General features: G+C 71.5%; 23 protein-coding genes. 17 read left to right on the forward strand and 6 right to left on the reverse strand.

Features of this window, described 5'->3' with window-relative positions; all coding sequences use genetic code 11:
- From ABT369_RS05525 to ABT369_RS05555, 7 genes are all read left to right on the forward strand, one after another.
- Positions 1–1,398 carry a hypothetical protein gene (locus ABT369_RS05525; protein WP_350610479.1) on the forward strand — a complete coding sequence of 466 codons (1,398 nt, stop codon included), beginning with the start codon at positions 1–3 and terminating at the stop codon, positions 1,396–1,398.
- A gap of 121 nt (positions 1,399–1,519) precedes the next feature.
- On the forward strand, positions 1,520–2,803 hold the full coding sequence (locus ABT369_RS05530; protein ID WP_350610692.1) for an ABC transporter substrate-binding protein: 1,284 nt from the start codon (positions 1,520–1,522) through the stop codon (positions 2,801–2,803).
- A 79-nt stretch (positions 2,804–2,882) separates the two neighbouring features.
- Positions 2,883–3,767 carry a carbohydrate ABC transporter permease gene (locus ABT369_RS05535; protein WP_350610480.1) on the forward strand — a complete coding sequence of 295 codons (885 nt, stop codon included), beginning with the start codon at positions 2,883–2,885 and terminating at the stop codon, positions 3,765–3,767.
- A gap of 3 nt (positions 3,768–3,770) precedes the next feature.
- Entirely contained in the window at positions 3,771–4,673 is a 903-nt protein-coding gene (locus ABT369_RS05540) for a carbohydrate ABC transporter permease (RefSeq protein WP_350610481.1), read from the forward strand.
- The gene (locus ABT369_RS05545) at positions 4,670–5,521 is read left to right on the forward strand and encodes an amidohydrolase family protein (RefSeq protein ID WP_350610482.1); all 852 of its coding nucleotides are present in this window, start codon (positions 4,670–4,672) and stop codon (positions 5,519–5,521) included. Before ABT369_RS05540 ends, ABT369_RS05545 begins: the two co-directional genes overlap by 4 nt.
- Entirely contained in the window at positions 5,518–6,585 is a 1,068-nt protein-coding gene (locus ABT369_RS05550; protein ID WP_350610483.1) for a hydroxyacid dehydrogenase, read from the forward strand. Before ABT369_RS05545 ends, ABT369_RS05550 begins: the two co-directional genes overlap by 4 nt.
- A 22-nt stretch (positions 6,586–6,607) precedes the next feature.
- The gene (locus tag ABT369_RS05555; protein WP_350610484.1) at positions 6,608–7,642 is read left to right on the forward strand and encodes a LacI family DNA-binding transcriptional regulator; all 1,035 of its coding nucleotides are present in this window, start codon (positions 6,608–6,610) and stop codon (positions 7,640–7,642) included.
- Between the two features lie 21 nt (positions 7,643–7,663).
- Here the strand turns inward: ABT369_RS05555 and ABT369_RS05560 are convergent, their stop codons facing one another.
- Genes ABT369_RS05560 through ABT369_RS05580 form a run of 5 tightly spaced genes read right to left on the reverse strand, consistent with a single transcriptional unit; the run spans position 7,664 to position 12,260 of the window.
- Positions 7,664–8,521 (reverse strand): phosphogluconate dehydrogenase C-terminal domain-containing protein, encoded by an 858-nt coding sequence (locus tag ABT369_RS05560; RefSeq protein WP_350610485.1) that lies wholly within the window; start codon positions 8,519–8,521, stop codon positions 7,664–7,666.
- Entirely contained in the window at positions 8,514–9,326 is an 813-nt protein-coding gene (locus tag ABT369_RS05565; protein ID WP_350610486.1) for a sugar phosphate isomerase/epimerase family protein, read from the reverse strand. Before ABT369_RS05565 ends, ABT369_RS05560 begins: the two co-directional genes overlap by 8 nt.
- Positions 9,323–10,054 (reverse strand): triose-phosphate isomerase, encoded by a 732-nt coding sequence (locus ABT369_RS05570; protein WP_350610487.1) that lies wholly within the window; start codon positions 10,052–10,054, stop codon positions 9,323–9,325. Before ABT369_RS05570 ends, ABT369_RS05565 begins: the two co-directional genes overlap by 4 nt.
- Complete coding sequence (locus ABT369_RS05575; protein WP_350610488.1) at positions 10,051–10,521, reverse strand: ribose-5-phosphate isomerase; 471 nt, start codon at positions 10,519–10,521, stop codon at positions 10,051–10,053. The genes ABT369_RS05570 and ABT369_RS05575 overlap by 4 nt, the downstream gene beginning before the upstream one ends.
- Complete coding sequence (locus ABT369_RS05580) at positions 10,518–12,260, reverse strand: dihydroxyacetone kinase family protein (RefSeq protein WP_350610489.1); 1,743 nt, start codon at positions 12,258–12,260, stop codon at positions 10,518–10,520. The genes ABT369_RS05575 and ABT369_RS05580 overlap by 4 nt, the downstream gene beginning before the upstream one ends.
- 100 nt (positions 12,261–12,360) lie before the next feature.
- Between ABT369_RS05580 and ABT369_RS05585 the strand changes: the two genes are divergently transcribed.
- From ABT369_RS05585 to ABT369_RS05630, 10 genes are all read left to right on the forward strand, one after another.
- On the forward strand, positions 12,361–13,116 hold the full coding sequence (locus ABT369_RS05585) for a FadR/GntR family transcriptional regulator (protein ID WP_350610490.1): 756 nt from the start codon (positions 12,361–12,363) through the stop codon (positions 13,114–13,116).
- 89 nt (positions 13,117–13,205) lie between these two features.
- Positions 13,206–14,090, forward strand: coding sequence for an SMP-30/gluconolactonase/LRE family protein (locus tag ABT369_RS05590; RefSeq protein WP_350610491.1), 885 nt, complete (start codon positions 13,206–13,208; stop codon positions 14,088–14,090).
- 55 nt (positions 14,091–14,145) lie between these two features.
- Positions 14,146–15,747 carry a malate synthase A gene (aceB, locus tag ABT369_RS05595; protein ID WP_350610492.1) on the forward strand — a complete coding sequence of 534 codons (1,602 nt, stop codon included), beginning with the start codon at positions 14,146–14,148 and terminating at the stop codon, positions 15,745–15,747.
- Between the two features lie 78 nt (positions 15,748–15,825).
- Complete coding sequence (locus ABT369_RS05600; protein WP_350610693.1) at positions 15,826–17,139, forward strand: FAD-binding oxidoreductase; 1,314 nt, start codon at positions 15,826–15,828, stop codon at positions 17,137–17,139.
- Complete coding sequence (locus tag ABT369_RS05605) at positions 17,136–18,404, forward strand: MGH1-like glycoside hydrolase domain-containing protein (RefSeq protein ID WP_350610493.1); 1,269 nt, start codon at positions 17,136–17,138, stop codon at positions 18,402–18,404. The genes ABT369_RS05600 and ABT369_RS05605 overlap by 4 nt, the downstream gene beginning before the upstream one ends.
- A gap of 89 nt (positions 18,405–18,493) precedes the next feature.
- A complete protein-coding gene (locus tag ABT369_RS05610) occupies positions 18,494–19,777 on the forward strand; it encodes a Tm-1-like ATP-binding domain-containing protein (protein WP_350610494.1) in 1,284 nt (427 codons plus the stop codon).
- Positions 19,778–19,779: 2 nt separating this feature from the next.
- Positions 19,780–20,619, forward strand: a complete 840-nt coding sequence (locus ABT369_RS05615) for a phosphoenolpyruvate hydrolase family protein (protein WP_350610495.1) — start codon at positions 19,780–19,782, stop codon at positions 20,617–20,619.
- On the forward strand, positions 20,616–21,035 hold the full coding sequence (locus tag ABT369_RS05620) for a cupin domain-containing protein (protein WP_350610496.1): 420 nt from the start codon (positions 20,616–20,618) through the stop codon (positions 21,033–21,035). The genes ABT369_RS05615 and ABT369_RS05620 overlap by 4 nt, the downstream gene beginning before the upstream one ends.
- Positions 21,036–21,087: 52 nt before the next feature.
- Positions 21,088–21,567, forward strand: a complete 480-nt coding sequence (locus tag ABT369_RS05625; protein ID WP_350610497.1) for a GNAT family N-acetyltransferase — start codon at positions 21,088–21,090, stop codon at positions 21,565–21,567.
- A 30-nt stretch (positions 21,568–21,597) separates the two neighbouring features.
- Positions 21,598–22,137, forward strand: coding sequence for a hypothetical protein (locus ABT369_RS05630; protein ID WP_350610498.1), 540 nt, complete (start codon positions 21,598–21,600; stop codon positions 22,135–22,137).
- 166 nt (positions 22,138–22,303) lie between these two features.
- Here the strand turns inward: ABT369_RS05630 and ABT369_RS05635 are convergent, their stop codons facing one another.
- Positions 22,304–22,633 carry a carboxymuconolactone decarboxylase family protein gene (locus tag ABT369_RS05635; protein ID WP_350610499.1) on the reverse strand — a complete coding sequence of 110 codons (330 nt, stop codon included), beginning with the start codon at positions 22,631–22,633 and terminating at the stop codon, positions 22,304–22,306.
- Between the last annotated feature and the right edge of the window lie 156 nt (positions 22,634–22,789).

Consider the following 22,789-nt stretch of genomic DNA (forward strand, 5'->3'; position numbering starts at 1 on the left):
GTGTCGCCGCTGGTAGGGATTCAAGTCGGCGCCATCTCGTTCGCCGACGAGGGCGTCGAGACGGTCCTCGACACCGTCGTTGAGAAGGCGGCGGTCAACACCGTGTTCGTCGCGACCCAGGCGTTCGACCGCGGGCTGGCCGGACGCCAGACGTGGTACCGGCCGTGGCCGGGGCACGGCCCGGAGGAGAAGGACGACGTCCACCTCGGCGGGTCGTTCGTCGAGCAGCACGCCGAGTTCTACGGCGGCACCGTCCTCGGCCCGCACCGGGCCCCGGACGCCGAGGTCGTCGGGTTCGACGCGCTCGGCGACGTGATCCCGGCGGCGCGGGAACGCGGCATCGCCGTCTACTCCTTCGTCCTGGAGAACACCCACTCCGGCCTGACCAGGCACGTTCCCAACTGGCCGAAGGTGCTGCAGGTCGATGCCTGGGGCCGCGCCGACGCGTACGCGTGCCTGCGCAACCCGGACTACCAGAACTGGTGGCTCTCGCTGGTCGAGGACCAGGTCAAGAGCTATCAGCTGGACGGCATCATGTGGGGGTCGGAGCGCAACGGCCCCCTGGACAACGCGCTCGGCGACGGCGGGTTCGCCCGCAACGGCAACCCGTACTGTTTCTGCCGTTGGTGCACAGAGGCCGGCGAGCGCGAGGGCATCGACGTGCGGCGGGCCCGCCAGGGCTACCTGGAGCTGGACCGCCTGCTCAACGACGAGGCCCCGGACGTGCCGGTCGGCGACTCGTCCTTCATCCGCTTCCTGCGGCTGCTGGGCACCTGTCCGGAGATCGTGGCCTGGGACGCGCTCTGGCACCGCGGGTACGAGGAGTTCCAGGCCCGGCTCTACGGGGCTGTCAAGTTCCTCAACCCCGAGGTCCGGGTCGGCTGGCACATCTGGCACCACAACTCGTTCTCACCCTGGTACCGGTCGCAGCTGGACTTCGCGAAGATGTCGTCCTACTCGGACTTCGTCAAGCCGGTGCTGTACAACAACTGCGCCGGCTACCGGCTGCACCATTACATCCGGACCGTCGCGGGCCGTCTCTTCCGCGGCGTGCCGGAGCAGACCGTGTACGACCTGTTCCGGACCTCGCTCGGCTACGACGAGGCCATCGCGTTCGAGGACCTGCCGAGCGTCGGACTCTCGCCGGACTACGTCCTGCGGGAGACCCGGCGCACGGTCGCGGCCACCGCCGCCCGGGTGGCGGTGTACCCAGGCCTCGACATCAACATCCCCACCCCGGATCACGTCCGGCAGACGACGCCGGACGAGGTCCGCAAGTCGGTCCGGGCCGCGCTGGACGGCGGTGCCGACGGCGTTCTGTTGTCCCGGAAGTACTCAGAGATGACCTTCGCCAATCTCGAGGCGGCGGGCGAGGAATTGCGCTCGCGCAACGCCTGATTGCGAATCGGCCGAGGTTGTTGACCGGACCGAAACTTGCTTGTAACGTTTCATCACCCCACGCGCCCCCCGAGTTGCTCCGCTGGGCGCGGATCTTGAAGGAGCCCTGAACGTGAATCTGATGATGCGCACCATGCCCCGCCGGGCGAGCGTTCCCATCGCGTTCGCCGCCGTGACGAGCCTGCTCCTGGCCGGCTGCTCGGGGGGGAAGGACGACGCCCCCGCGGGCGGCGCCAAAGAGTTCTCCGTGCTGGTCACGACCGAGAACACCCAGACCGGCAAGATGTTCGACGACCTGAAGGCCAACCAGTGCTCCGACGCGCAGAAGCAGCTGCCGTACACGCTGTCGCAGACCCCCAGCTCGGAGATGCAGTCGAAGGTGCAGCTGCTCGGCGGCCAGAACGCGCTGCCGGTGATGTACGCCGGAACCCAGTCGCTGATCGCCCCCAAGGGTGACCTGCAGGTGTCCGGCCAGGTTCTGGACCTGAAGGAAACGTTTCAAAAGCTCGGCGTGCTGGACCAGGTGACCCCGGCCGCGCAGTCGGTGATCGAGCAGCTCTACGCCGGCAGCTTCCCGACGGTGCCGCTGCAGTTCAACATCGAGGGCATCTTCTACAACAAGAAGATCTTCGCCGACCACAACATCGCGATCCCGACCACGCTCGGCGAGCTCACCGCCGCCGCCGCGAAGCTGAAGGCCGAGGGCGTCACCCCGTTCGTCGCCTCCGGCAAGACCGGCTGGACGATCAGCCGGTGGCTGGGCGCGATCCTCTACAGCGAGCTCGGGCCGGACGCGCTGCAGAAGATCAAGGACAAGAAGGCCAAGCTCACCGACCCGCAGTACGTCGCCGCCGCCCAGAAGCTGCAGGAGCTGGGCAAGTACTTCATCGACGGCATCACGAACCTGGACTACGACACCATGAACGCGCAGATGCTCAACGGCAACGCGGCCATGATGTACATGGGCACCTGGTTCCTCGCCGCGGTCAACGACCCCAAGCAGAACAAGGTCGGCGACAACATCGGCTTCTTCGGCGTCCCCGGCATCAAGGGCTACCCGGCGAACGTCGGCTCCCCGAACGCCGTCAACGCCAAGCTGTACAACGACGGCGTCGGCTCGTGGCTGACCTGCATCGCCAAGAACTGGGGCTCCGAGTCGCTCAAGAAGCAGGGCACGTTCTCCGGCTTCAAGGTGAACACCCCGGTCGACAGCCTGCCGGCGCTCACGGCCGACATCCAGAAGAAGATCGACAACGCGCCGGCCAGCGTGCTGTGGTTCGAGGGCCTCTTCACCCCGAAGGCCAACAACGACTCCAGCGCGAACGCGGCCCCGCTGCTCACCGGCGCGATGTCCGCCAAGGACTTCATGACCCTCATCCAGTCGGACCTCGACGCCGAGGCGTAATCCGCCCGGTCCATGCCCCCGGGGGTGGCGGCGTCCGAGCCGGGCGCCGCCACCCCGCCCTCAACGGAGAGGAACTCCCGTGAAGCACGTCTTCGGGAACAAGAAGGCCATCGTGACCTTCCTGCTTCCCGCGCTTCTGATCTATCTGGGAGTCATGGTCGTCCCGGCGGTCTGGTCCCTCTTCCTGGCCTTCATGCACGGCAACCCGGTCCGCGGGTTCGAGTTCACCGGCATGAAGAACGTCGACCGGCTGTTCAGCGATCCCCAGGCGGGGCACGCGCTGTGGTTCACGCTCAAGTACGCGATCGTCATCAGCGTGGGCCAGATCGTGCTCGGCTACGCCCTGGCGCTGCTGTACGTCTTCGTCCTGCGCAAGGCCTCGACGTTCGTCCGCACGCTGGTGTTCTTCCCGGTGGTGGTGCCGACCGTCGCCGTCGCCCTGCTGTTCAACCGTATGTTCGCCTCCTCGCCGCAGGAGGGGCCGGTCAACGCGCTCCTCGGCCTCGTCGGGCTCGGCGGCACCGACTGGTTCGCCGACGGCAACAAGGCCTTCATCGTCATCGTGATCATGGACCTGTGGCGCACCATGGGCTTCTTCGCCGTCCTGCTCTACGCGGGGCTGATCGAGATCCCGGAGGAGATCATGGAGTCGGCCCGCCTGGACGGCGCCGGCACCTGGCGGCTCGTGCGGCACATCGTGCTGCCGCTGTCGATGCCCGTGCTGCTGGCGACCGTCATCTTCAGCCTCAACGCGTCGCTCAAGGTCTTCGACTCGATCGTCGCACTCAACAACGGCGGCCCCGGCTACCAGACGACGCCGCTGAACCTGCTCATGTTCAAGACGGCCTTCAGCTTCGGTGACTTCGGCTACGGCAGCACGCTCGCGCTCGTCATCACCCTGGTGTGCCTGACCGTGACCCTGTTCGTCTTCCGCTCCTCCCGGCGCGACCTCACGAAGGACTGAACCGTGACCGCGATCAATGTCGAAACGGCTCCGCGTCCGCGGACGGGGGCTCCGCGCCGGGAGTCCGGCACGCTCGCCGGCCGGCTCACCGGCGGCCTCCTCGTGAAGCTCCTCATCGCGGTGATCGTGATCGCGGAGATCTACCCGATGTTCTGGATCCTGACCAACTCGTTCAAGACGAAGAGCGAGATCGTCGACGAGCCCCTGTGGTCCCTGCCGGGCGGGCTGCAGTGGCACAACTACGTCGACGCCTGGACGACCGGCAGCCTCGGGCACTACGCCCTCAACAGCCTTATCGTCACGGTGCCGTCCCTGATCCTCATCCTCCTGCTGGGCGCCGCGGCCGGCTTCGCCCTCGAGGTGATGGTCTGGAAGGGCCGCAACGCCGTGCTCTTCCTGATCGTCGGCGGCATGATGGTGCCGCTGCAGATGGTGCTGCTGCCGCTGTTCACCATCTACTTCAACCTCAACATCTCCGACAGCTACCTGCCGCTGATCATCACGTACGTCGGCCACGGGCTCCCGCTGACCGTCTTCATGATGGCCACCTATTTCCGGGCCGTGCCCCGGGAGCTCTTCGAGGCGCTGGCGATCGAGGGCGGCGGGCCGTTCCGCGCGTTCTTCTCCATCGGGCTGCCGCTGATCCGCAACGGCCTGTTCACGATCGGGCTCCTGCAGTTCTTCTCGGTCTGGAACGACCTGCTCATCGCGCTGACGTTCAACGTGGACTCGAAGCTGTCGACGGTCCAGGTCGGCCTGCTGCACTTCAGCGACGAGTACGGCTCCGTCGACTACGGCCCCCTGTTCGCCGCCATCAGCATCACGGTGTTCGGCACCCTCGCCGTGTACCTCATCCTCAACCAGCAGGTCATGCGGGGCCTGACGGCCGGGTCGGTGAAGGGGTGATCGTCGACGCGCACACCCACATCTGGCCGCGCTGGCCCTACCGGCCCGACGTGCCCGACTCCGAGTCCCGCGGCCGGGCGGAGAACCTGCTGCTGGAGATGGACCGGGCCGGGGTCGGCGCCGCGCTCGTGGTGAACGCGCGCATCGAGCACGCCGAGGACAACAACGACTACGGTGCCGAGGTCGCGGCCGTCCACAGGGGACGGCTACTGCAGGTCGCCGACATCGACAGCCGGTTCGGGCCGGACTACCACCGGCCCGGCGCGGCCGACCGCCTCCGCGCGACCATCGAGCAGTGTCAGCCGGTCGGCGTGTCCCACTACCTCGCACCGGACAACGACGGCTGGTTGCTGTCGGACGAGGGGCGGGAGTTCTTCCGGGTCGCGCAGGACGCGCGACTGCTGGTGACCCTCGCGGCCCCGCCGAACTGGTACGACGACCTGCGCGACGTCGCCCGCCGGTTCCCCGGCCTGCCGATCATGGTCAACCATCTCGCGGTCGTCATGCTGCATCCGGACGGGATCGACGCGGGCCTCCGGCTCGTCCTCGACCGGGAGGACGTACCGAATCTGCTGGTGAAGGTTTCCGGGTACTACTACGGGCACGAGCGGCCGTGGGACTACCCGTATCTCGACCGGCTCCCCATCGTCAAGGCGTTCGCCGAGAACTGGGGTGTTGGCCGGATGGTGTGGTCGTCCGACTGGCCGTCGCTGCTGCCGCACCACAGCTACCGGCAGGCGCTGCAGGTGCTGCGGGACCACGCGGACTTCCTGAGTGCGGACGACGTCGCCCGGATCCAGGGCGGCACGCTGGAGACACTGCTACGCGAACGGGGACATCTGCGATGAGCGCGCCGAAGCCACGGGTCGGGATCGTCGTGACCGGGGCGGGCCGCCGCCGGTACTTCTTCCCCAAGGACGTCGAGCGGATGGAGCGCTTCGCCGACGTCGTCTGGCTCGAGCTCGACGGCCCCGACCGGGTGTTCGGGCCGCCGGCGGAGGACCCGGCACTCACCGCGCGGGTCGCCGAGTTCGCCGCCGACCTCGATGCGCTCGTCGTGAGCTACGGCTGCCCGCGGATCACCGACGCGGTCATGGCCGCGGCCCCGCGCCTGCGCATGATCGGCGACACCCACGGCGACCGCTTCGGGTTCCGGGTGGACGTGGCGGCCGCGCACCGCCGCGGGATCGTGGTGTCCGACACGACCAACGGCTCGTCGGACCCGGTCGCCGAGTGGGCCCTCGCGCTGGCGATGATCGGCCTGCGCAACGCCGGCGCGCTGTTCCGCCGGCTGATCGCGGGGGAGCTGCTCTGGCCCGACCGGACCGTGTTCCTGGAGGACCCCGGCTACCTGCGCGGCGAGCTCACCGGCAAGACGGTCGGCCTCATCGCCCTCGGCAACATCGGCCGCCGGCTGCTGGAGCTGCTCCGGCCGTTCCACGTGCGGGTGCTCGCCCACGACCCGGGCACCCCGGACGTGCTCGCCAACGCCTACGACATCGACCTGACGAGCCTGGACAACGTGCTCGAGCGCTCCGACGTCGTCATCTGCCTCGTGCCGCTGACGCAGGCGACGGCGGGCCTGGTCGGGCCGGAGCAGATCGCCCGGCTGCGTCCCGGGGCGGTGTTCGTCAACGTATCGCGCGGCGCGGTGGTGCATACTGAAGCCTTGGTGGACCGGCTGCGCCGGGGCGACATCATCGCCTGCCTCGACGTCGTCGAGCCCGAGCCCTTGCCGACCGACTCGCCGCTGCGCACAATGCCTAACGTGTTCCTGAGCCCGCACATCGCCGGCGTGACGGACGCCGCGGAGCCGAGGTTCTTCGAATATATGGTGGACGATGTCGAGCGTGTCCTCGCCGGGGTGCGCCCGCGCTACCGGCTGGTGCCGCGCGAGCCCAGTTCCGCGTGAGACGTTGTGGAGTAGTCCGACAGTGAGTGAACGAGGCAACGGCGCGGGGAACAAGGCCGGCATTCGCGAGGTGGCGCAGCACGCGGGGGTCGCGCTGGGCACGGTGTCGCACTTCCTCAACCATCCGGAGCGGGTGTCGGAGGAGAAGGCCGAGCGCATCCGCCGGGCCATCCAGGAGCTCGGGTTCGTCCCCAACATCGTCGGCCGCCAGCTGCGCCTCGGCGAGAGCAACGCCATCGCATACATCGCGCCCGACTTCAGCAACCCGTTCTTCTTCACCCTCGTCGAGGGCGTGGAGGCACGGGCGGCGGAGCACGGGCTGGCGGTGTTCGTGGTCAACGCGCACGGCAACCGCGAGCGGGAGGACCAGTACATCGGGCTGTTCGAGCGCTACCGGGTGCGCGGCATGCTGGTGGCGTCGTTCGAGCGGCTGGAGGACCGGCTGGCGGAGGTGCGCCGGCGCGGCACGCCCAACGTGCTGATCGGCGGCCGCGCCGTTTCCGAGCAGCAGCCGTCGGTCTCGGTGGACGAGGTCGTCGGCGGGCGGCTCGCGGGGGAGCACCTGCTGTCGCTCGGGCGCCGGCGCCTGGCCTTCGTCGGCGGGCCGCTGTCGATCCAGCAGGTCGCCGGGCGGCTGCAGGGGGCGAGCCTCGCGGTGCGGGAGGCCGGGACGGCCACCCTGGAGGTGGTCGACATCGCCGAGCGCACGATCCGGGCCGGGCGGGCCGTCGGGCACCGCATCGTGGCCCGCGACCCGGCGCTGCGGCCCGATGCCGTGTTCGCGGTCAACGACCTGCTCGCCATCGGCATCATGCACGCCTTCGTCATGGCCGGCCTGCGGATCCCGGAGGACATCGCCGTCATCGGCTACGACGACATCGAATATGCCGAGTCGTCGATCGTCCCGCTCTCCTCGATCCGCACCCCGCACGAGGACTTCGGCTCGGTGGCGGTGGACCTGCTCCTGAAGAACATCGAGTCGGGTGCGGTAGACCACGAGGTCTTCACGCCCGAGCTCGTCATCCGTGCCAGCACGAGCGGCCCGGTTCCCGCCTGATCCGGGCCGCTCGGCCGTCGCTTATCGGGCGATCTCCTTCAGGTGCAGCATGCGGGCCAGCACGTGGTCGAGCTCGTCGTCGCGGAAGACCTTCTTCCAGTCGTCGCGCAGGATCGACTCGCGGCCGTAGTCCATCGCGATGAGGCAGGCGTCGCTGAACGGGTTGTCACCCTTCAGCGTGTTCGCCAGCGCGACCTGGGTGTGCCCGAGCAGGATCGCCCGGGCCGCCGGCTCCGGGACGCCGAGCTTCACGGTCTCGTCCAGCGCCTCCTTCAGCAGCGAGCCGACCATGCAGGCGATGGTCTCGACCAGGGTGGGCTCCAGCTGGGCGAGCTGCTTGACCGTCACCCAGTGCACGTCGCCGACCGGGGCGAAGATGGCCCGCACCACGGTCTCCACCCGGTCCTTGACGGCAGGGTCGTCCGACTCGACGGCGGCGATCGCGTCCTGGAGGGCCGCGATGCCGCCGAACGTGTCCGCGTACTCCTCGGGCGTGTGGCGCTCCACGAAGACCGAGGGGTGGCACGGGTGCGTGACCGCCTGGACGACCTCGTCGCGGCGGGCGAGCAGGCCGGCGTAGGCGGCCGCCGGGTCGAGCGTGAGCACGACGCCGCCCGGCTTCATCAGCGCGACCAGCTCGGCCGACACCGACTCCAGCGCCAGGTCGGGCACGGCCAGGATCACGACGTCGGCATCGGCGACGGCGGCGGGGGAGTCGGTGAGGGTGCGGCCGGCCGCCGTCACGCGGTCCCGCCCGGCGGGCGAGTTCTCGCTGTACCACACCTGGTGGGCCGTCTTGACGAGGTTGTCGGAGACCCGCATCCCCATCTTCCCGCCCGCCCCGATCACCGCGATCTTCAGCGCCTCGGTGTCACTCATGGTCGTGCTCCTTCTGATAGTCGCGGAGGTATTCGAGTGCGACGGCCGTCCACCGCTGCTCTTCGGCCGCGGTCGCCGCGGGGTCGCCCTGCCAGGGCAGCCAGTGCTCGACGATCTGGGAGATGCCGTTGGGCTCGGGCCGCACCGCGCGCTCGAGGTGCGCGTAGTCCAGCAGCCCGGTGCCGAGCGGGGTGCCGGTGTACTGGAACCCGACCCAGCCCTCGCTGCGGGTGAACGCGAAGTCCTTGACGTGGACGTCCTTGACGTACGGCGCGCACCGCTCGACGGTGTCGCGGGGCAGGTCGAGCGCGGCGACACCGTTGCCCGGGTCCAGGCAGATGCCGAGCCGGTCCGAGCCGACCGCCTCGACGAGCCTCCGCAGATTCCGCACGGGTACCCGCTCGTAGGTCTCCAGCGCGATCGTCACCCCGGCCCGGTCGTAGTCCGGCAGTACGGCCCGCAGCCGCCCCTCGGACTCCTCCAGCGGCGCGTCGTCGCCCACCGGGTTGAGCATCGTGCGCACGACCGCGGCCTCGAGGACGTCGGCGAGGCGCAGGAACGCGGTCAGGTGGTCGGTCGTCGTGCCGCGGGTGCCCAGCTCGAGCCGCAGGCCGAGGTCGTCCGCGCGGCGGCGCAGGTCGCGCAGCTCGCCCTGGCCGACCGTGAGGATCTTCGGGTAGTCGCAGATCTGAAACATGCCGACGCCCTGGGCCGCCGTGCGCTCCAGGGCCTGGGCGAGCGTGAGCGGCCGCGGCATCCGGTCGGACAGCTGCCAGAAGAACGCGTAGGTGCCGAGCCCGATCATGCCCGTCCCTCCGATGCCTCGTCCAAGACCTTCGCCAGGTTCGCGGGATCGTGGGCGAAGCGGCCGAGGAACAGGCCGTCCACGCCGTCGCCGAGCTCGCCGAGCAGGCCCGGGCCGGCGCTGCCGCCGTAGAGCACGGCCCCGCCCGGGGCCACCTCGGCGAGCACCTGGCGCAGGTGCCGGGTCACCGACGTGATCTCGGCGGCCGGCGCGGGCCGCGCGGCGCCGATGGACGCGAGCGGCTCGTAGGCGACCCACACCGGTCCGGCGGGTGCCTGTGGCAAGGCCGCGCGGAGCTGGGCCTCGGCGACGGCCGCCGCGTCCTCGTCCGGCCGCGCGCCGACGCAGATCAGCGCGGTGAGGCCGTGCCGGGCGGCGACCGCGACCTTGGCGGCCACCGTCTCGTCGGTCTCGCCGTACAGCCGGCGCCGTTCAGCGTGCCCGATCTCGACCACGGCGACGCCGGCCTCGGCGAGCTCGGCCGCGCTGACCTCGCCCGTGTACGGCCCCGGCTCGGCGGCCGCCACGTCCTGGGCGGCCAACCGGACCGGGGTGCCCGCAAATGCCGCGGCGGCGCCCGGGATGGCCAGGTGACTGGGCGCGACGAACAGCACCGTGCGCCCGTCCTCGAGCTCCGGCCGGTCCGCGGCCAGCGCGGCCACGGCCCGGCACCAGTCGTGGGCGGCGCGCAGCCCGAAGTACATCTTCAGGCTCACCCCGACGATCAAGAGGCTTCCTTCATCTCGTACCGGCCCAGCACGGCGAGCTTGTCGGAGCTCGCGCTGGTGGGGTCGAAGCGGTACCCGAGCCACTCGCGGACGAGCCGACGGGCCAGCTCGATGCCGATGACCCGCTGGCCCAGGCACAGCACCTGGGCGTCGTTGCTCAGCACGGATCGCTCGACGGAGAAGCTGTCGTGCGCCGTCACGGCCCGGATCCCGGGCACCTTGTTGGCCGAGATCGCCACGCCGAGCCCGGTACCGCAGACCAGCAGGGCCCGGTCGGCCTCGCCGCGGGCGATCATCTCGGCGGCCTCGATGGCGACGCGCGGGTACGGCGTGTGGCCGTCGGACCCCACCCCGACGTCGACGACGGAGGCGACGAGGTCGCTCGCCTCGAGGTCGGCTTTGAGCAGCTCCTTGTAGCGGTATCCGGCGTCGTCGCCGCCGACGACGATCCGCAGGCGATCGGTCACGATGTCTCCTCGAGTTGCGTCAGGCGATCGGCGGCGGCCGTCATGGCGATGGCGAAGGACCGCGCACCCGGGTCGGGGGTGCCGAGGCTGCGTTCGGCGTGCGGCCGGGCGCGGCCGAGCCGTGGCAGCAGGTCCGCGGTGGCGTCGGCCGCGGCGGTGGCCGCGCGGGCCGCCGCGCGCCAGGCCGCCGCGAGCGAGCCGCCGCCGACACCGCGGGACAGTTCTTCCGCGAACGGCGCGAAGGCGTCGACGAGCGTCTTGTCGCCCGGAGCCGCGCCGCCTTGGCGCCGCACGGCGGCAAGTGCGTCGGCGACCGCCGCGGCCATTGCGCCCGGCGTCGGCGCGTCCACGTCGCCCAGGCGGTGGCCGGCGGCGCGCAGTGCGGTGCCCCAGAGCGCTCCCGAGGTTCCGCCGCCCTTGTCCGCCCAGGCGTCACCGGCCACGACCAGGACCGCCCCGCAACCCAGGTCCCGAGCGTGGGCGGCGCGGGCCGCCGCGGCCGCGGCCAGCGACCCCCGGCGCATGCCGATGCCGTGGTCGCCGTCGCCGGCGACCGCGTCGAGACGGCCCAGTTCGTCGGCCGCGCCGTCCAGCGCCGCGGCGACGGCGTCGAGCACCGTGCGGGCGGTCGCGGCGGCCGCGCGCGACGCCTCGGACCCCGGCCCGGGTCCGGCGGCGGCCGGCTCGGCGGTCGTCGCACCGGCCGGCGCGTGTTCCCGCCGGGTCAGCGCGTTCGGGGCCTTGCGGTAGGCGGGCGTGTCCGCGGGGGCCCGCCAGAGCTCCTCGAGTTCGTCGTCGAGCCAGGTCAGCGTGAGCGAGGCGCCGGCCATGTCGAAGCTCGTGCAGAACTCGCCGACATCGGGGTCGACGGCCGTCACTCCGGCTGTGGCGAGGCGGCGGGCGATTTCGCGGTACACCACGAAAAGCTCTTCGTATTTGACCGAGCCGAGACCGTTGAGGATCACGGCCACCCGCCCGCCCTCCGGTGCGGCGACGTCGTCGGGCAGTTCCTGGAGGAGGCGGTCCACGAACAGGGCGGCCAGCTCGTCGGCGGTCGGCAGGCCGTCGTCGGAGATCCCGGGCTCGCCGTGGATGCCCATGCCGACCGCCATCCGGCCCGCGGGGACCCGGAACAGCGGCGCGGATGCGCCGGGCAGCGTGCAGCCGGAGAACGCGACCCCGAGGGTGCGGGTGCGATCGTTGGCCCGCCGGGCGACCCGCTCCACGTCGTCGAGCGAGTCGCCCCGGGCCGCGGCCGCGCCGGCCAGTTTGAACACGGCCAGATCGCCGGCGATGCCGCGGCGGCGCTCGGATGATTCGGGCGGCGCGCTGGAGACGTCGTCGGTGACGAGCACGGTCCGGACGTCGACCCCGTCGGCCCGCAGCCGCTCCTGGGCCTCGGTGAAGTTCAGGACGTCGCCCGCGTAGTTGCCGTAGCAGAACAGGATGCCGGCGCCGCCGTCGGCGGCCTGCGCGACCGAACGCACGCGGGCGGCGGACGGCGAGGCGAACAGGTCGCCCATGGCGGCGCCGTGGGCCAGGCCGGGGCCGACGAGGCCCGCGAACGCCGGGTAGTGCCCGGAGCCGCCGCCGACGACGAGCGCCACCTCACCGGTGGCGGTGCCTTCGCGGCGGACCACGCCGCCGGGGACGCGGTGGACGAACCGGGCGTAGGCCGCGGCGAAGCCGTCCGTCATCTCGTCGGCGAAGTCGGCCGGATCGTTGAACAGCAGGGTCACGGACCCTCCTCAAGCAGGGGTGGGCCTGATCATAGCAACCGGTTGACCGGTTTTGGGAAGGGCTGATCGGTGCCGTTCCGCACTCGGCTATCGTGTTGGGATGCCCGCGTACCGCGATGACCGCTCGGCGGAGATCGGTGCCGCACTCGGCACGCTGCCGTCGGGGAGCGCGGTGTCCGCGGTGGCGACGAGCCTGCTCGACCTGTTCACCGGCGGCAGCCTGGAGCCCGGCACCCGCCTGCCGCCCGAACGGCAACTCGCGGCGACGCTGGGCGTTGGCCGGTCGGCGGTCCGCGAGGCCCTCGCCGCCCTCGAGATCCTCGGCATCGTCGAGGTGCGCGCGGGGGCCGGTACGTTCCTGCGCGGCAGCACCAGTGAGCTGCTGCCGCAGAGCCTCAGCTGGGGCATGCTGATCGGGCGGCGCAGCACCGAGGACCTGGTCGAGCTGCGCGGGGCGCTCGAGATCTACGCGGCCCGGCTGGCCGCCGAGCGGATGAGCCCGGAGAGTGTCGCCCGGCTCGGTGCCCATCTGGAGCGGATGCGTTCGTCGCGGGCGGACGTTCCGGCCTTCGTCGAGGCGGATCAGCGCTTCCACCAGGAGCTGGCCGACGCGACCGGCAACGCGACGCTGATGGACCTGCTCCGGATCATCCGCTCGTTGCTGCGCGTGTGGGTGGACCGGGCGGTGCACGAGCCCGAGCAGATCGATCTCGCCATCGCCGAGCATGTCGCGGTGCACGACGCGATCGTGGCCGGCAACGGCGACATGGCCGCGTCGGCGATGGCGGTGCACATGGTCACCGCGGGCCGGCGGCTGCTGGCCGATGCGAGCACCGCGGAGTCCCCGGCCCGCTGACGCCGCCGGTCGGCCGGCCCGAATGAAACGTGTCAAAATCTCGGGCGAGTGGCTTTTAAAACGTATCAACGGCCTGTACGGTCACCAACGTGACGGACCTTTTCCCGCCAGATGCGGTCCTCGAACGCCTGTTCACCGGGGCCACCTGGAGCGAGGGTCCCGTCTGGCTGCCGTCGCCGCGCCGGCTGCGCTGGAGCGACATTCCCGCGAACCGCATCCTCGAGTACGACGAGGCGACCGGCGCCACAAGCGTCTTCCGGGCCGAGGCCGAATTCCCCAACGGGCGGACCCTCGACCTCCAGGGCCGCGTCGTGCAGTGCAGCCACGGCCGGCGGGCGGTCGAGCGGGAGTCGGATGACGGCCCGCGGACGCTCGTCGACCGCTGGGCCGGCGGCCGGTTCAACTCGCCCAACGACGTCGTGGTGGCGAGCGACGGCGCGATCTGGTTCACCGACCCGCCGTACGGCATCCACGAGAGCGGGCGCGAGGGTCATCCGGGCCGGCCGGAGTACGGCGGCTGCTTCGTCTTCCGCTTCGACGAGGCCGCGGGCACGATCGAGCCGGTCGTCACCGACATGGTGCACCCCAACGGTCTCGCGTTCTCGCCCGACGAATCGATCCTGTACGTGGCCGACACCGGCTACCTGCAGGTCCCCGGCGCCCCTGGCGGCATCCGCGCCTATGACGTCGTCGGCGGCACCCGTTGCACCGGCGGCCGGGACCTGGTCGAGGTGCGCCCGGGCGCGACCGACGGTCTGCGGGTGGACGTGGAGGGCCGCATCTGGAGCTCCAGCGCCGACTCGGTGCAGGTGTTCACGCCGTCCGGCGAGCGGCTGGCCGTGGTGCCGGTGCCCGAGAAGGTGGCGAACCTGTGCTTCGGCGGCGATGACGCCCGGACGCTGTACATCACCGCCTCGACAAGCCTCTACCGAATCCGGACCACCACGACGGATGCGCGCCGAGCGGCCCGATGAGGCAACCGCACGAAGCGCCCCGCGAGCGGTCACACAACAGCAAAGGAAGAGCCACATGGCAGGGTTGCAGACCACGGCCGGCGACGTCGCGGGAAGCGAATCGGTCCTGACCGCCGAGGCCCTCGAGTTCGTCGCGGGGCTGCAGCGGACCTTCGGCGAGCGCCGGACGGCGCTGCTGGCCGAGCGCCCCGCGCGCCGGCAGAGGATCGCTGCGGCCGGCCGCGACGGGGCCCGATGGCGCGCCGACACACAGGCCATCCGCGACGACCCGAGCTGGCGGGTCGCGCCGATCCCGCCCGCCCTGCGCCGCCGGCGGGTGGAGATCACCGGGCCGACCGAGCGGAAGATGGCGATCAACGCGCTCAACTCCGGTGCCGACGTGTGGCTGGCCGACCTCGAGGACGCGAACACCCCGCACTGGGACAACGTGGTGAGCGGCCAGGTCAACCTGCGCGACGCGGTCCGGCGGACGATCGCCTTCCGCGCGCCGGACGGGCGCGAGTACGCGCTGCGCCAGGACGAGGCCGGACGGCTGCCCGTCATCGTCGTGCGGCCCCGCGGCTGGCACCTCGACGAGCGGCACGTCCAGGTCGACGGCCGGCCCGCCGCCGGTGCGCTCGTGGATTTCGGCCTGTTCTTCTTCCACAACGCGCACGTGCTGGCCGAGCGGGGCGACGGGCCGTTCTTCTACCTGCCCAAGCTGGAGAGCGCGGACGAGGCCCGCCTCTGGGCCGACGTCTTCCGCCACGCCGAGGAGGCGCTCGGCGTGACCGCCGGGACCGTCCGGGCCACCGTGCTCATCGAGACGCTGCCGGCGGCGTTCGAGATGGAGGAGATCCTCTACGAGCTGCGGGAGTACATCGCGGGTCTGAACGCCGGCCGCTGGGACTACCTGTTCAGCATGATCAAGGTGTTCAAGGACTCGGGGGCCGAATACGTGCTGCCGGACCGCAACGCGGTCACGATGACGGCCCCGTTCATGCGGGCCTACACGGAGCTGCTCGTCTCGACCTGCCACCGGCGGGGCGCGATGGCGATCGGTGGCATGGCCGCCTTCATCCCGAGCCGCCGCGACGAGGCGGTCAACGCGACGGCGCTCACGAAGGTCCGCGACGACAAGCGGCGCGAGGCGGGCGACGGGTTCGACGGCTCCTGGGTCGCCCACCCGGACCTGGTGCCGCTGTGCGCCGCGGAGTTCGCGGCCGTGCTCGGCGACCGCGACAACCAGCTCGACCGGCAGCGCCCCGATGTGGACGTCAAGCCGGCCGAGCTCGTGACCATCGCCGGGACCGGGGCCGAGGCCACCGAGGCGGGCCTGCGCAACGACATCTCCGTGGCGCTGCGGTACCTCGCGACCTGGCTCGCGGGCAACGGCGCGGTGGCCATCTACAACCTCATGGAGGACGCCGCGACCGCCGAGATCGCCCGGTCCCAGGTCTGGCAGTGGCGGCGCAACACCGTGGTGCTGAGCGACGGCCGGCCGGTGACGGCCGAGCTGGTGCGCGACTGCATCGCGCAGGAGGCGGCGGCGGCCCGGGCCGAGCTCGCCGGCGGTACCGCCGCAAAGGTCGATCAGGCGGTCGCCGTCGTCGAACGGCTCGTGCTCGACGAGGAGCTCGCCGACTTCCTCACCGTCGCGGCCCTCGAGCTGATCTGATCCACAGTGGACACCGCAGATCTATCGGCGCTCGCCCGGTCGCTGCCCGAGGGCGCGGTCATCGTCGACCCGGACGTCATGGAGCGGTACCGCCAGGACTGGGCCCGGGACCGTTCGGCCGGAAGGCCCCTCGCGGTCGTGCGCCCGGCCGGCACGCAAGACGTCCAGTCGGTCCTGCGCTGGGCCACGGCCGCGCGCGTCCCGGTCGTGCCACGCGGCGCGGGCACCGGCCTGTCGGGCGGGGCCACGGCGGTGGACGGCGGGCTGGTCCTGTCGCTGGAGCGGATGCGGGCCGTCGCCGTCGACCCGGTGGCCCGGGTGGCCGTGGCCCAGCCGGGCGCGCTGAACGCCGACGTGAAGCGGGCGGCCGCCGCGGCCGGGCTGTGGTACCCGCCCGACCCGTCCTCGTTCGAGTCGTGCTCGATCGGCGGCAACGCGGCCACCAACGCGGGCGGGCTGTGCTGCGTGAAGTACGGCGTCACCGCCGACTACGTGCTGGGCCTGGAGGTCGTGCTGGCCGACGGCACCGCGGTGCGGCTCGGCGGCCCCCGCCTGAAGGACGCCGCCGGGCTGTCGCTCACCAAGCTCTTCGTCGGCTCGGAGGGCATTCTCGGGGTGATCACGGAGCTGACCCTGCGCCTGCTGCCGGCCCCGCCGCCCGCGTCGACGCTCGTCGCGACGTTCCCGACGGTCGAGGCGGCGGCCGCCGCCGTGCTCGGCATCACCGCGCGACTGCGCCCGGCGATGCTCGAGCTCATGGACCGGACCGCCATCAACGCCGTCGAGGACCACACGGCCATGGGCCTGGACCGGACCGCCCGCGCGCTGCTGCTGGCCTGCAGCGACGCGCCCGGCCGCGCCGCCGCCGAGGAGATCGCCGCGATGGAGGCCGCGTGCGCCGACCAGGCGGCGACGGAGATCTTCACGACCGACGACCCCGCCGAGGGCGAGGCCTTCGCCGCCGCCCGGCGGCTGGCCTTCCCGGCGCTGGAGCGCCGCGGTGAGCTCCTGCTGGAGGACGTCGGCGTCGCCCTGCCCGACCTGCCGCGGCTGGTGAGCGGAATCGAGGCGATCGCGGCCGCCCACGACGTGACCATCGCACTGGTGGCCCACGCGGGCGACGGCAACACCCATCCGGTGATCGTCTACGACGGCGGCGACCCCGCCCACGCGGCCCGCGCCGAGCGGGCGTTCGCGGCGGTGATGGACCTCGCGCTCGCCCTCGGCGGCACCATCACCGGCGAGCACGGCGTCGGGCGGCTGAAGCGGCCCTGGCTGCCGGAGTACCTCGGGGCCGGCGCCCTCGCCCTGACCCACCGGGTGAAGCGGGCCCTGGACCCGCTCGGCATCCTGAACCCCGGGGCCATGCTCCCGATGGAAGGAACACGATGATCGACCGCTACGCGGAAATGCTGAGCGCGCACATCCTCGCGAAGAGCGGCGAGATGACGCGTGAGCCGGTGGGCATCCTCCGGCATCCCTTCCTCGTCCCGAGCAGCCCGGACTCGCCGTACTACAGCGGCCACCTGTGGGACTGGGACTCCTGGTGGGTGAGCGTCGTGCTCGCCCAGGTCGAGCTCGAGACCGGGCAGCCCGGCCGGTACGCGCAGTACGAGGAGGGCAGCATCCTCAACTTCCTCGACCACAGCTCCGACGGCGTCGTGCCGATCCAGCTCAACCCCGAGGGCAGCCTCCGGCACGGCGACTTCGGCGGCGACGAGGAGTACGCCCGCCAGCAGAACACCCACAAGCCGGTGTTGGTACAGCACGCCGCCCTCCTGGCCCGCCGGCGCGGGGACGCCGAGTGGCTGCGCCCGCACCTCGGCAAGCTCGAGGCGTTCCTCACCGGGTACCTCACCCGCCACCTCCACGCCGATACCGGCCTCCTGTACTGGCAGACCGACTTCGCGGTCGGCGTCGACAACGACCCGTCGGTGTACTACCGCCCGGCGAGGAGCACCGCCGCCATCTATCTCAACAGCCTCATGTACCGCGAGCTGCTGGCGTACGGCGAACTGCTGGAGCGGCTCGGCGAGGTGAAGGAGTCGGTGCGGTGGAGGCGCCGTGCCCAGGACCTCGCCGATGCGATCAACCTGCACTGCTGGGACGAGCGCGACGGCACCTTCTACAGCGCCGACCTCGCGCTGCGCCCCGTCGACCCCGCCGACTGGCTCCACAGTGGAGCGCCGCGGGCCTGGTCGTCACTGCTGCTGCGGATCGACAGCTGGTCGAGCTTCCTGCCGATGTGGGCCGGATTCGCGTCCCGGGAACAGGCGGAGCGGATGGTCGAGCGGATCCGCGACCCCCGAACGTTCGCCGCGAGCTACGGCATCCGGTCGCTGTCGCGGCTCGAGAAGATGTACGACCTGCGGGCGTCCAACAACCCGTCGAACTGGCTCGGCCCGGTCTGGGGCATCAGCAACTACATGGTGTTCCGGGGGCTGGTGAAGTACGGCTTCACGGAGGATGCCCGCGACCTGGCCGAGAAGACGGTCCGGCTGTTCGGCCACGATCTGGAGACCAACGGCTGCCTGCACGAGTTCTACCACCCGGACAGCGGCGAACCGATCATGACGCGGAATTTCCAGAACTGGAACTTCCTGGTCCTGCAGATGATCGCGTTCCTGGCCGGCCGCCCGATGGCGACCGAGTTCTGAGGGCCGCCGCCGATGGTTGACACGTTTCAAAACGGGATCCAGGATGGGCGAGTGACCCTCTTCATACCGCCGACACCCCAGGCCCGGACATGACCGAAACCGCCGACAAGCCGACCGTCGCCCTGGTCGGCACGCTCGACACCAAGGGCGCCGAATACGAATGGGTGGCCGAGCGGCTGGCCGAACACGGCGTGGGCGTGCTCGTGCTCGACGTCGGAATCCGCCCGCCCGTCGGCCTGCCGGCGCCGCTGACGCCCGGGGCGCCGCCGGTCGTGATCGGGCAGGACGAGGTGGCGGCCGCCGCCGGCACCAGCATCGCCGCGCTGCGCGACGGCAATGACCGCGGCGTCGCGGTCACCGCGATGGGGGAGGGGGCGGCCGCCGTCCTCGGCCCGCTCGTCGCCCGGGGCGCCGTGCACGGCGTACTCGCCCTCGGCGGCAGCGGCGGCTCCTCGATCGCCGCCCGGGCCGTGCGGGACCTGCCCATCGGCCTGCCGAAGCTCATCGTGTCCACGATGGCGGCCGGCGACGTGTCGCCGTACGTTGGCGCCGCCGACGTGACCATGATGTACAGCGTCGTGGACATCTCCGGCATCAACCAGATCTCCCGCGCCATGCTCGGCAACGCCGCCGCCGGGATCGCCGGCATGGCAACGGCCTACGCGCGGCGGACGCCGGTCGCCGGCGACCGTCCGCTGATCGCCGCGTCGATGTTCGGCGTCACCACGCCCGCCGTCGAGGCCGCCCGGGCGCGGCTGGAGGAGCTCGGCTACGAGGTGCTGGTGTTCCACGCCACCGGCTCCGGCGGCCGGGCACTGGAGGGCCTCGCCCGGTCCGGCCTGCTCGCCGGGGTGCTCGACCTGACGACCACGGAGCTCGCCGACGACCTCGTCGGCGGCGTCCTCACGGCCGGGCCGGACCGGCTCACCGCCGCCGGTGCGGCCGGGATACCCCAGGTGGTCAGCCTCGGCGCGGTGGACATGGTGAACTTCGGGCCGGCGGAGACCGTACCCCCGAAATTCGCCGATCGGCAGTTCTTCGTGCACAACCCGACCGTCACCCTGATGCGCACCACCCCGGAGGAGAACGCCGAGCTCGGGCGCCGGATCGGCGGCAAGCTCGCGAACGCCGCCGGCCCGACCGTGCTCGCGGTGCCGCGCGGCGGGGTTTCCGCGCTGGACGCACCCGGCATGCCATTTCACAATCCCGAGGCATCGACGGTACTGTTCGAGGCCGCGCTCGCCGCGGTCGCGCCGAGCGGCGTCGAGGTCGTCGATTCGCCGTTGCACATCAACGATCCGCAGTTCGCCGTCGCGGCCGCCGACCGGCTGCACGCGCTCATCGCGGCCCGGCACTCGGCGGCGGTGAGTTGAGCATGGACCGAACCACCGCGCTGGCCCGGCTCCGGGCCACCATTGCGGCCGGCAAACCGGTGATCGGTGCGGGCGCCGGCACCGGCATCTCCGCCAAGGCCGCCGAGGCCGGCGGGGCCGACCTGATCATCATCTACAACTCGGGCCGCTACCGGATGGCCGGCCGCGGCTCGCTCAGCGGCCTGCTCGCCTACGGCGATGCCAACCAGATCGTCGTGGACATGAGCCGCGAGGTGCTGCCGATCGTGCGGGACACCCCGGTCCTGGCCGGCGTCAACGGCACCGACCCCTTCCGGGTGATGGGCCGCTTCCTCGACGAGCTCAAGGCCCTCGGCTTCGCCGGGGTGCAGAACTTCCCGACCGTGGGGCTGATCGACGGGGTCTTCCGGCAGAACCTGGAAGAGACCGGCATGAGCTTCCGGCTCGAGATCGACATGGTCCGGCTGGCCCGCGAGCGGGACCTGCTCACCGCGCCATACGTGTTCGACGTGGAGCAGGCCGCGGCCATGGCCGACGCCGGCGCCGACGTGCTCGTGCCGCACATGGGACTGACCACCAGCGGCTCGATCGGCGCGCAGACGGCGCTGAGCCTGGATGAGTCGGCCGAACGGGTGCAGGCCATGCGCGACGCCGCGACGGCCGTCAACCCGGACATCATCGTGCTCTGCCACGGCGGCCCCATCGCCGAGCCGGCCGACGCCCGGTACATCCTCGCCAACACCACCGGCATCGTCGGCTTCTTCGGCGCCTCCTCGGTCGAGCGCCTGCCCACCGAGCGGGCCATCGAGGCCCAGATGGTCGCCTTCAAGAACATCACCGCCACCGATCAGGAGCCCGCATGACGACCTTCCGCCGCCCCGATGAGAACCCGACCCGCGTCTTCGACTGGGGCACCATCAAGTGGCTGGTCACCCCGCACCTCGACGAGGGCGCCGGGCTGACCACCGGCGAGGTGATCGTCTACCCGGCGCAGGGCCACGCGCCGCACGTGCACCCGAACGAGGAGGAGGTCATCTACGTGATCTCCGGCGAGGGCGAGCAGACCGTCGGCGACGGCCCGGCGTTCCCGATCCGCGAGGGCGACGCCGTGTACATCCCGGCCAACACGCTCCACTCGACCTACAACACCACGTGGCGTCCGCTGCGGCTGGTGGTCGTCTACACCCCGGGCGGGGCCGAGACCGGCCTCGACGGCCTGCCCGACGCCCGCATCCTCGAGCCCGGGGTCGCCCCGGCCTGGAGCCAGGTGCGCCAGTAACCGGACCGAGGGTCCCCGCGTCCGGGGACCCTCGGCTGGCACACTGTCCTCCATGAGCGAAGTGCGGTTGCGTGACCTGGTCGAGGCCGACCTCCAGGTGCTCTACGAGCAGCAGCGGGAGGAGGAGGCGGTGCGCCGGGCGCAGTTTCCCGCCCGCGAGCGGGAGCCGTTCATGACGCACTGGCGCACCAAGGTGCTTGCCGACCCCGCCAATCACGTCCAGATCGTCGTGGCCGGCGGCGAGGTCGCCGGCAACTTCATGGCCTGGTGGCGTGAGGATCGGCGCTTCATCGGCTACTGGCTCGGCCAGCGTTTCTGGGGACGGGGCATCGGCACGGCGGCCCTGCGCCAGTTCCTGCGGCGCGAGCAGATCCGGCCGCTCTACGCCGACCCGTTCATCGGCAACACCGCCTCCGTGAAGCTCCTGGAACGGTGCGGCTTCCGCCAGGTGGGCACCGACCTCGAGGGGGATCTCGAGTTCGCGGTGCTCATGCTCGCCGACTCCGCCCTCGCGGACATGCCGGAGGCGTAGCGGTTCTCGGCGGCGTGGCAGAGTGATCCCGTGCGTGCCGTCGACGTCGCGGTGGTGAGCGCGGCGCCCGCCCTCCTGAGGCTGCTGCCCGGTGACCGCGAGACGGTCCACCATCCGGGCGGCACCGCCGTCGTCGTGCGCATCGGCTCGCTGCTCGTCGCGGTCGAGCCGCCGCCTGCGTCGTCACCGCCCAGCGGCGTCCCGCACGCGCGTCACCGGCTGTTCGCCGGCGTGGCCCGCGGCTTGCCACCGGTGCGCCCCGGCGACGTCCTGGTCCCCTCCGAGGTCGTCGGAAGGCCGGCGTACCGGCCCGACGCCGGGCTGCTCGCCCTGGCCAGAGCGATGCGGCCCGACGACTGGATTCCGGACCACTTCGCCCACAGCCCGGCCGTGCATCTCGGATCCGTGCTGGCCCGGTCCGAAGAGCGGTCCCTACCGGCCGGCGGCTTCTCGCTCATCGTGCTCGGCGCGCTCGATGCCGGAACCGACCCGGTGCTGCGGGCAGACGCGCTCGACGCGGCGGCGGCCTTCACCCTCGCCCTGCTGCGCCGCCTGGCCGGCCTCAGCTGAGCAGCGGCAACGAGTACGCCTCGCCGTCTCCGGCGCCCCGGGTAGTGCCGTGCCGCGCGCCGCGAACGATCAAAAGCTACATCCTCAAGCAGGGACTGCGGCCCGGTGACCCGCTCAAGCCGGAGTCCGAACCGGAAGGGGCTCCGGCACCTGATCGGACCGCGTATCAGGTGTCTCCTCGGAAGATCTTTTTGGCGACGGTCATCGCGGACATGGCCTTGGGCCAGCCGGCGTAGAAGGCGAGGTGGGTGATCGCCTCGATGAGTTCGGTCTCGGTCAGGCCGTTGTCGCGGGCCTTGGCGAGGTGGAAGGTGAGCTGTTCGGTGCTGCCGCTGGTGAGGAGGCTGGCCACGGTGATGAGGCTGCGGTCCCGCGGGGCGAGCTCGGGTCGTTCCCAGACCTGCCCGAACAGGACGTTGTCGGTGTAGTCGACGAGCGCCGGGGCGAAGTCGCCGAACATGCGCTGGGCGCCGGACGGCGCGGTGTTCTCTGCCATGATCGCTGGTGTCCTTTCGTGGGTCAGCGGACCTGAGCGGCCGGCTCGGGACGCATCGCTCATGCCACCCATACAAGCGGCGGCTCCGGGCAGGCGGGAGGGTTTGCCGAAGCAGGTAATGCCAGCACCCCTTTTCACCCGGTGCCGGGGTCGTAC

The organism is Dactylosporangium sp. NPDC000244, from assembly GCF_040300725.1.
Taxonomy (GTDB): Bacteria; Actinomycetota; Actinomycetes; order Mycobacteriales; family Micromonosporaceae; genus Dactylosporangium.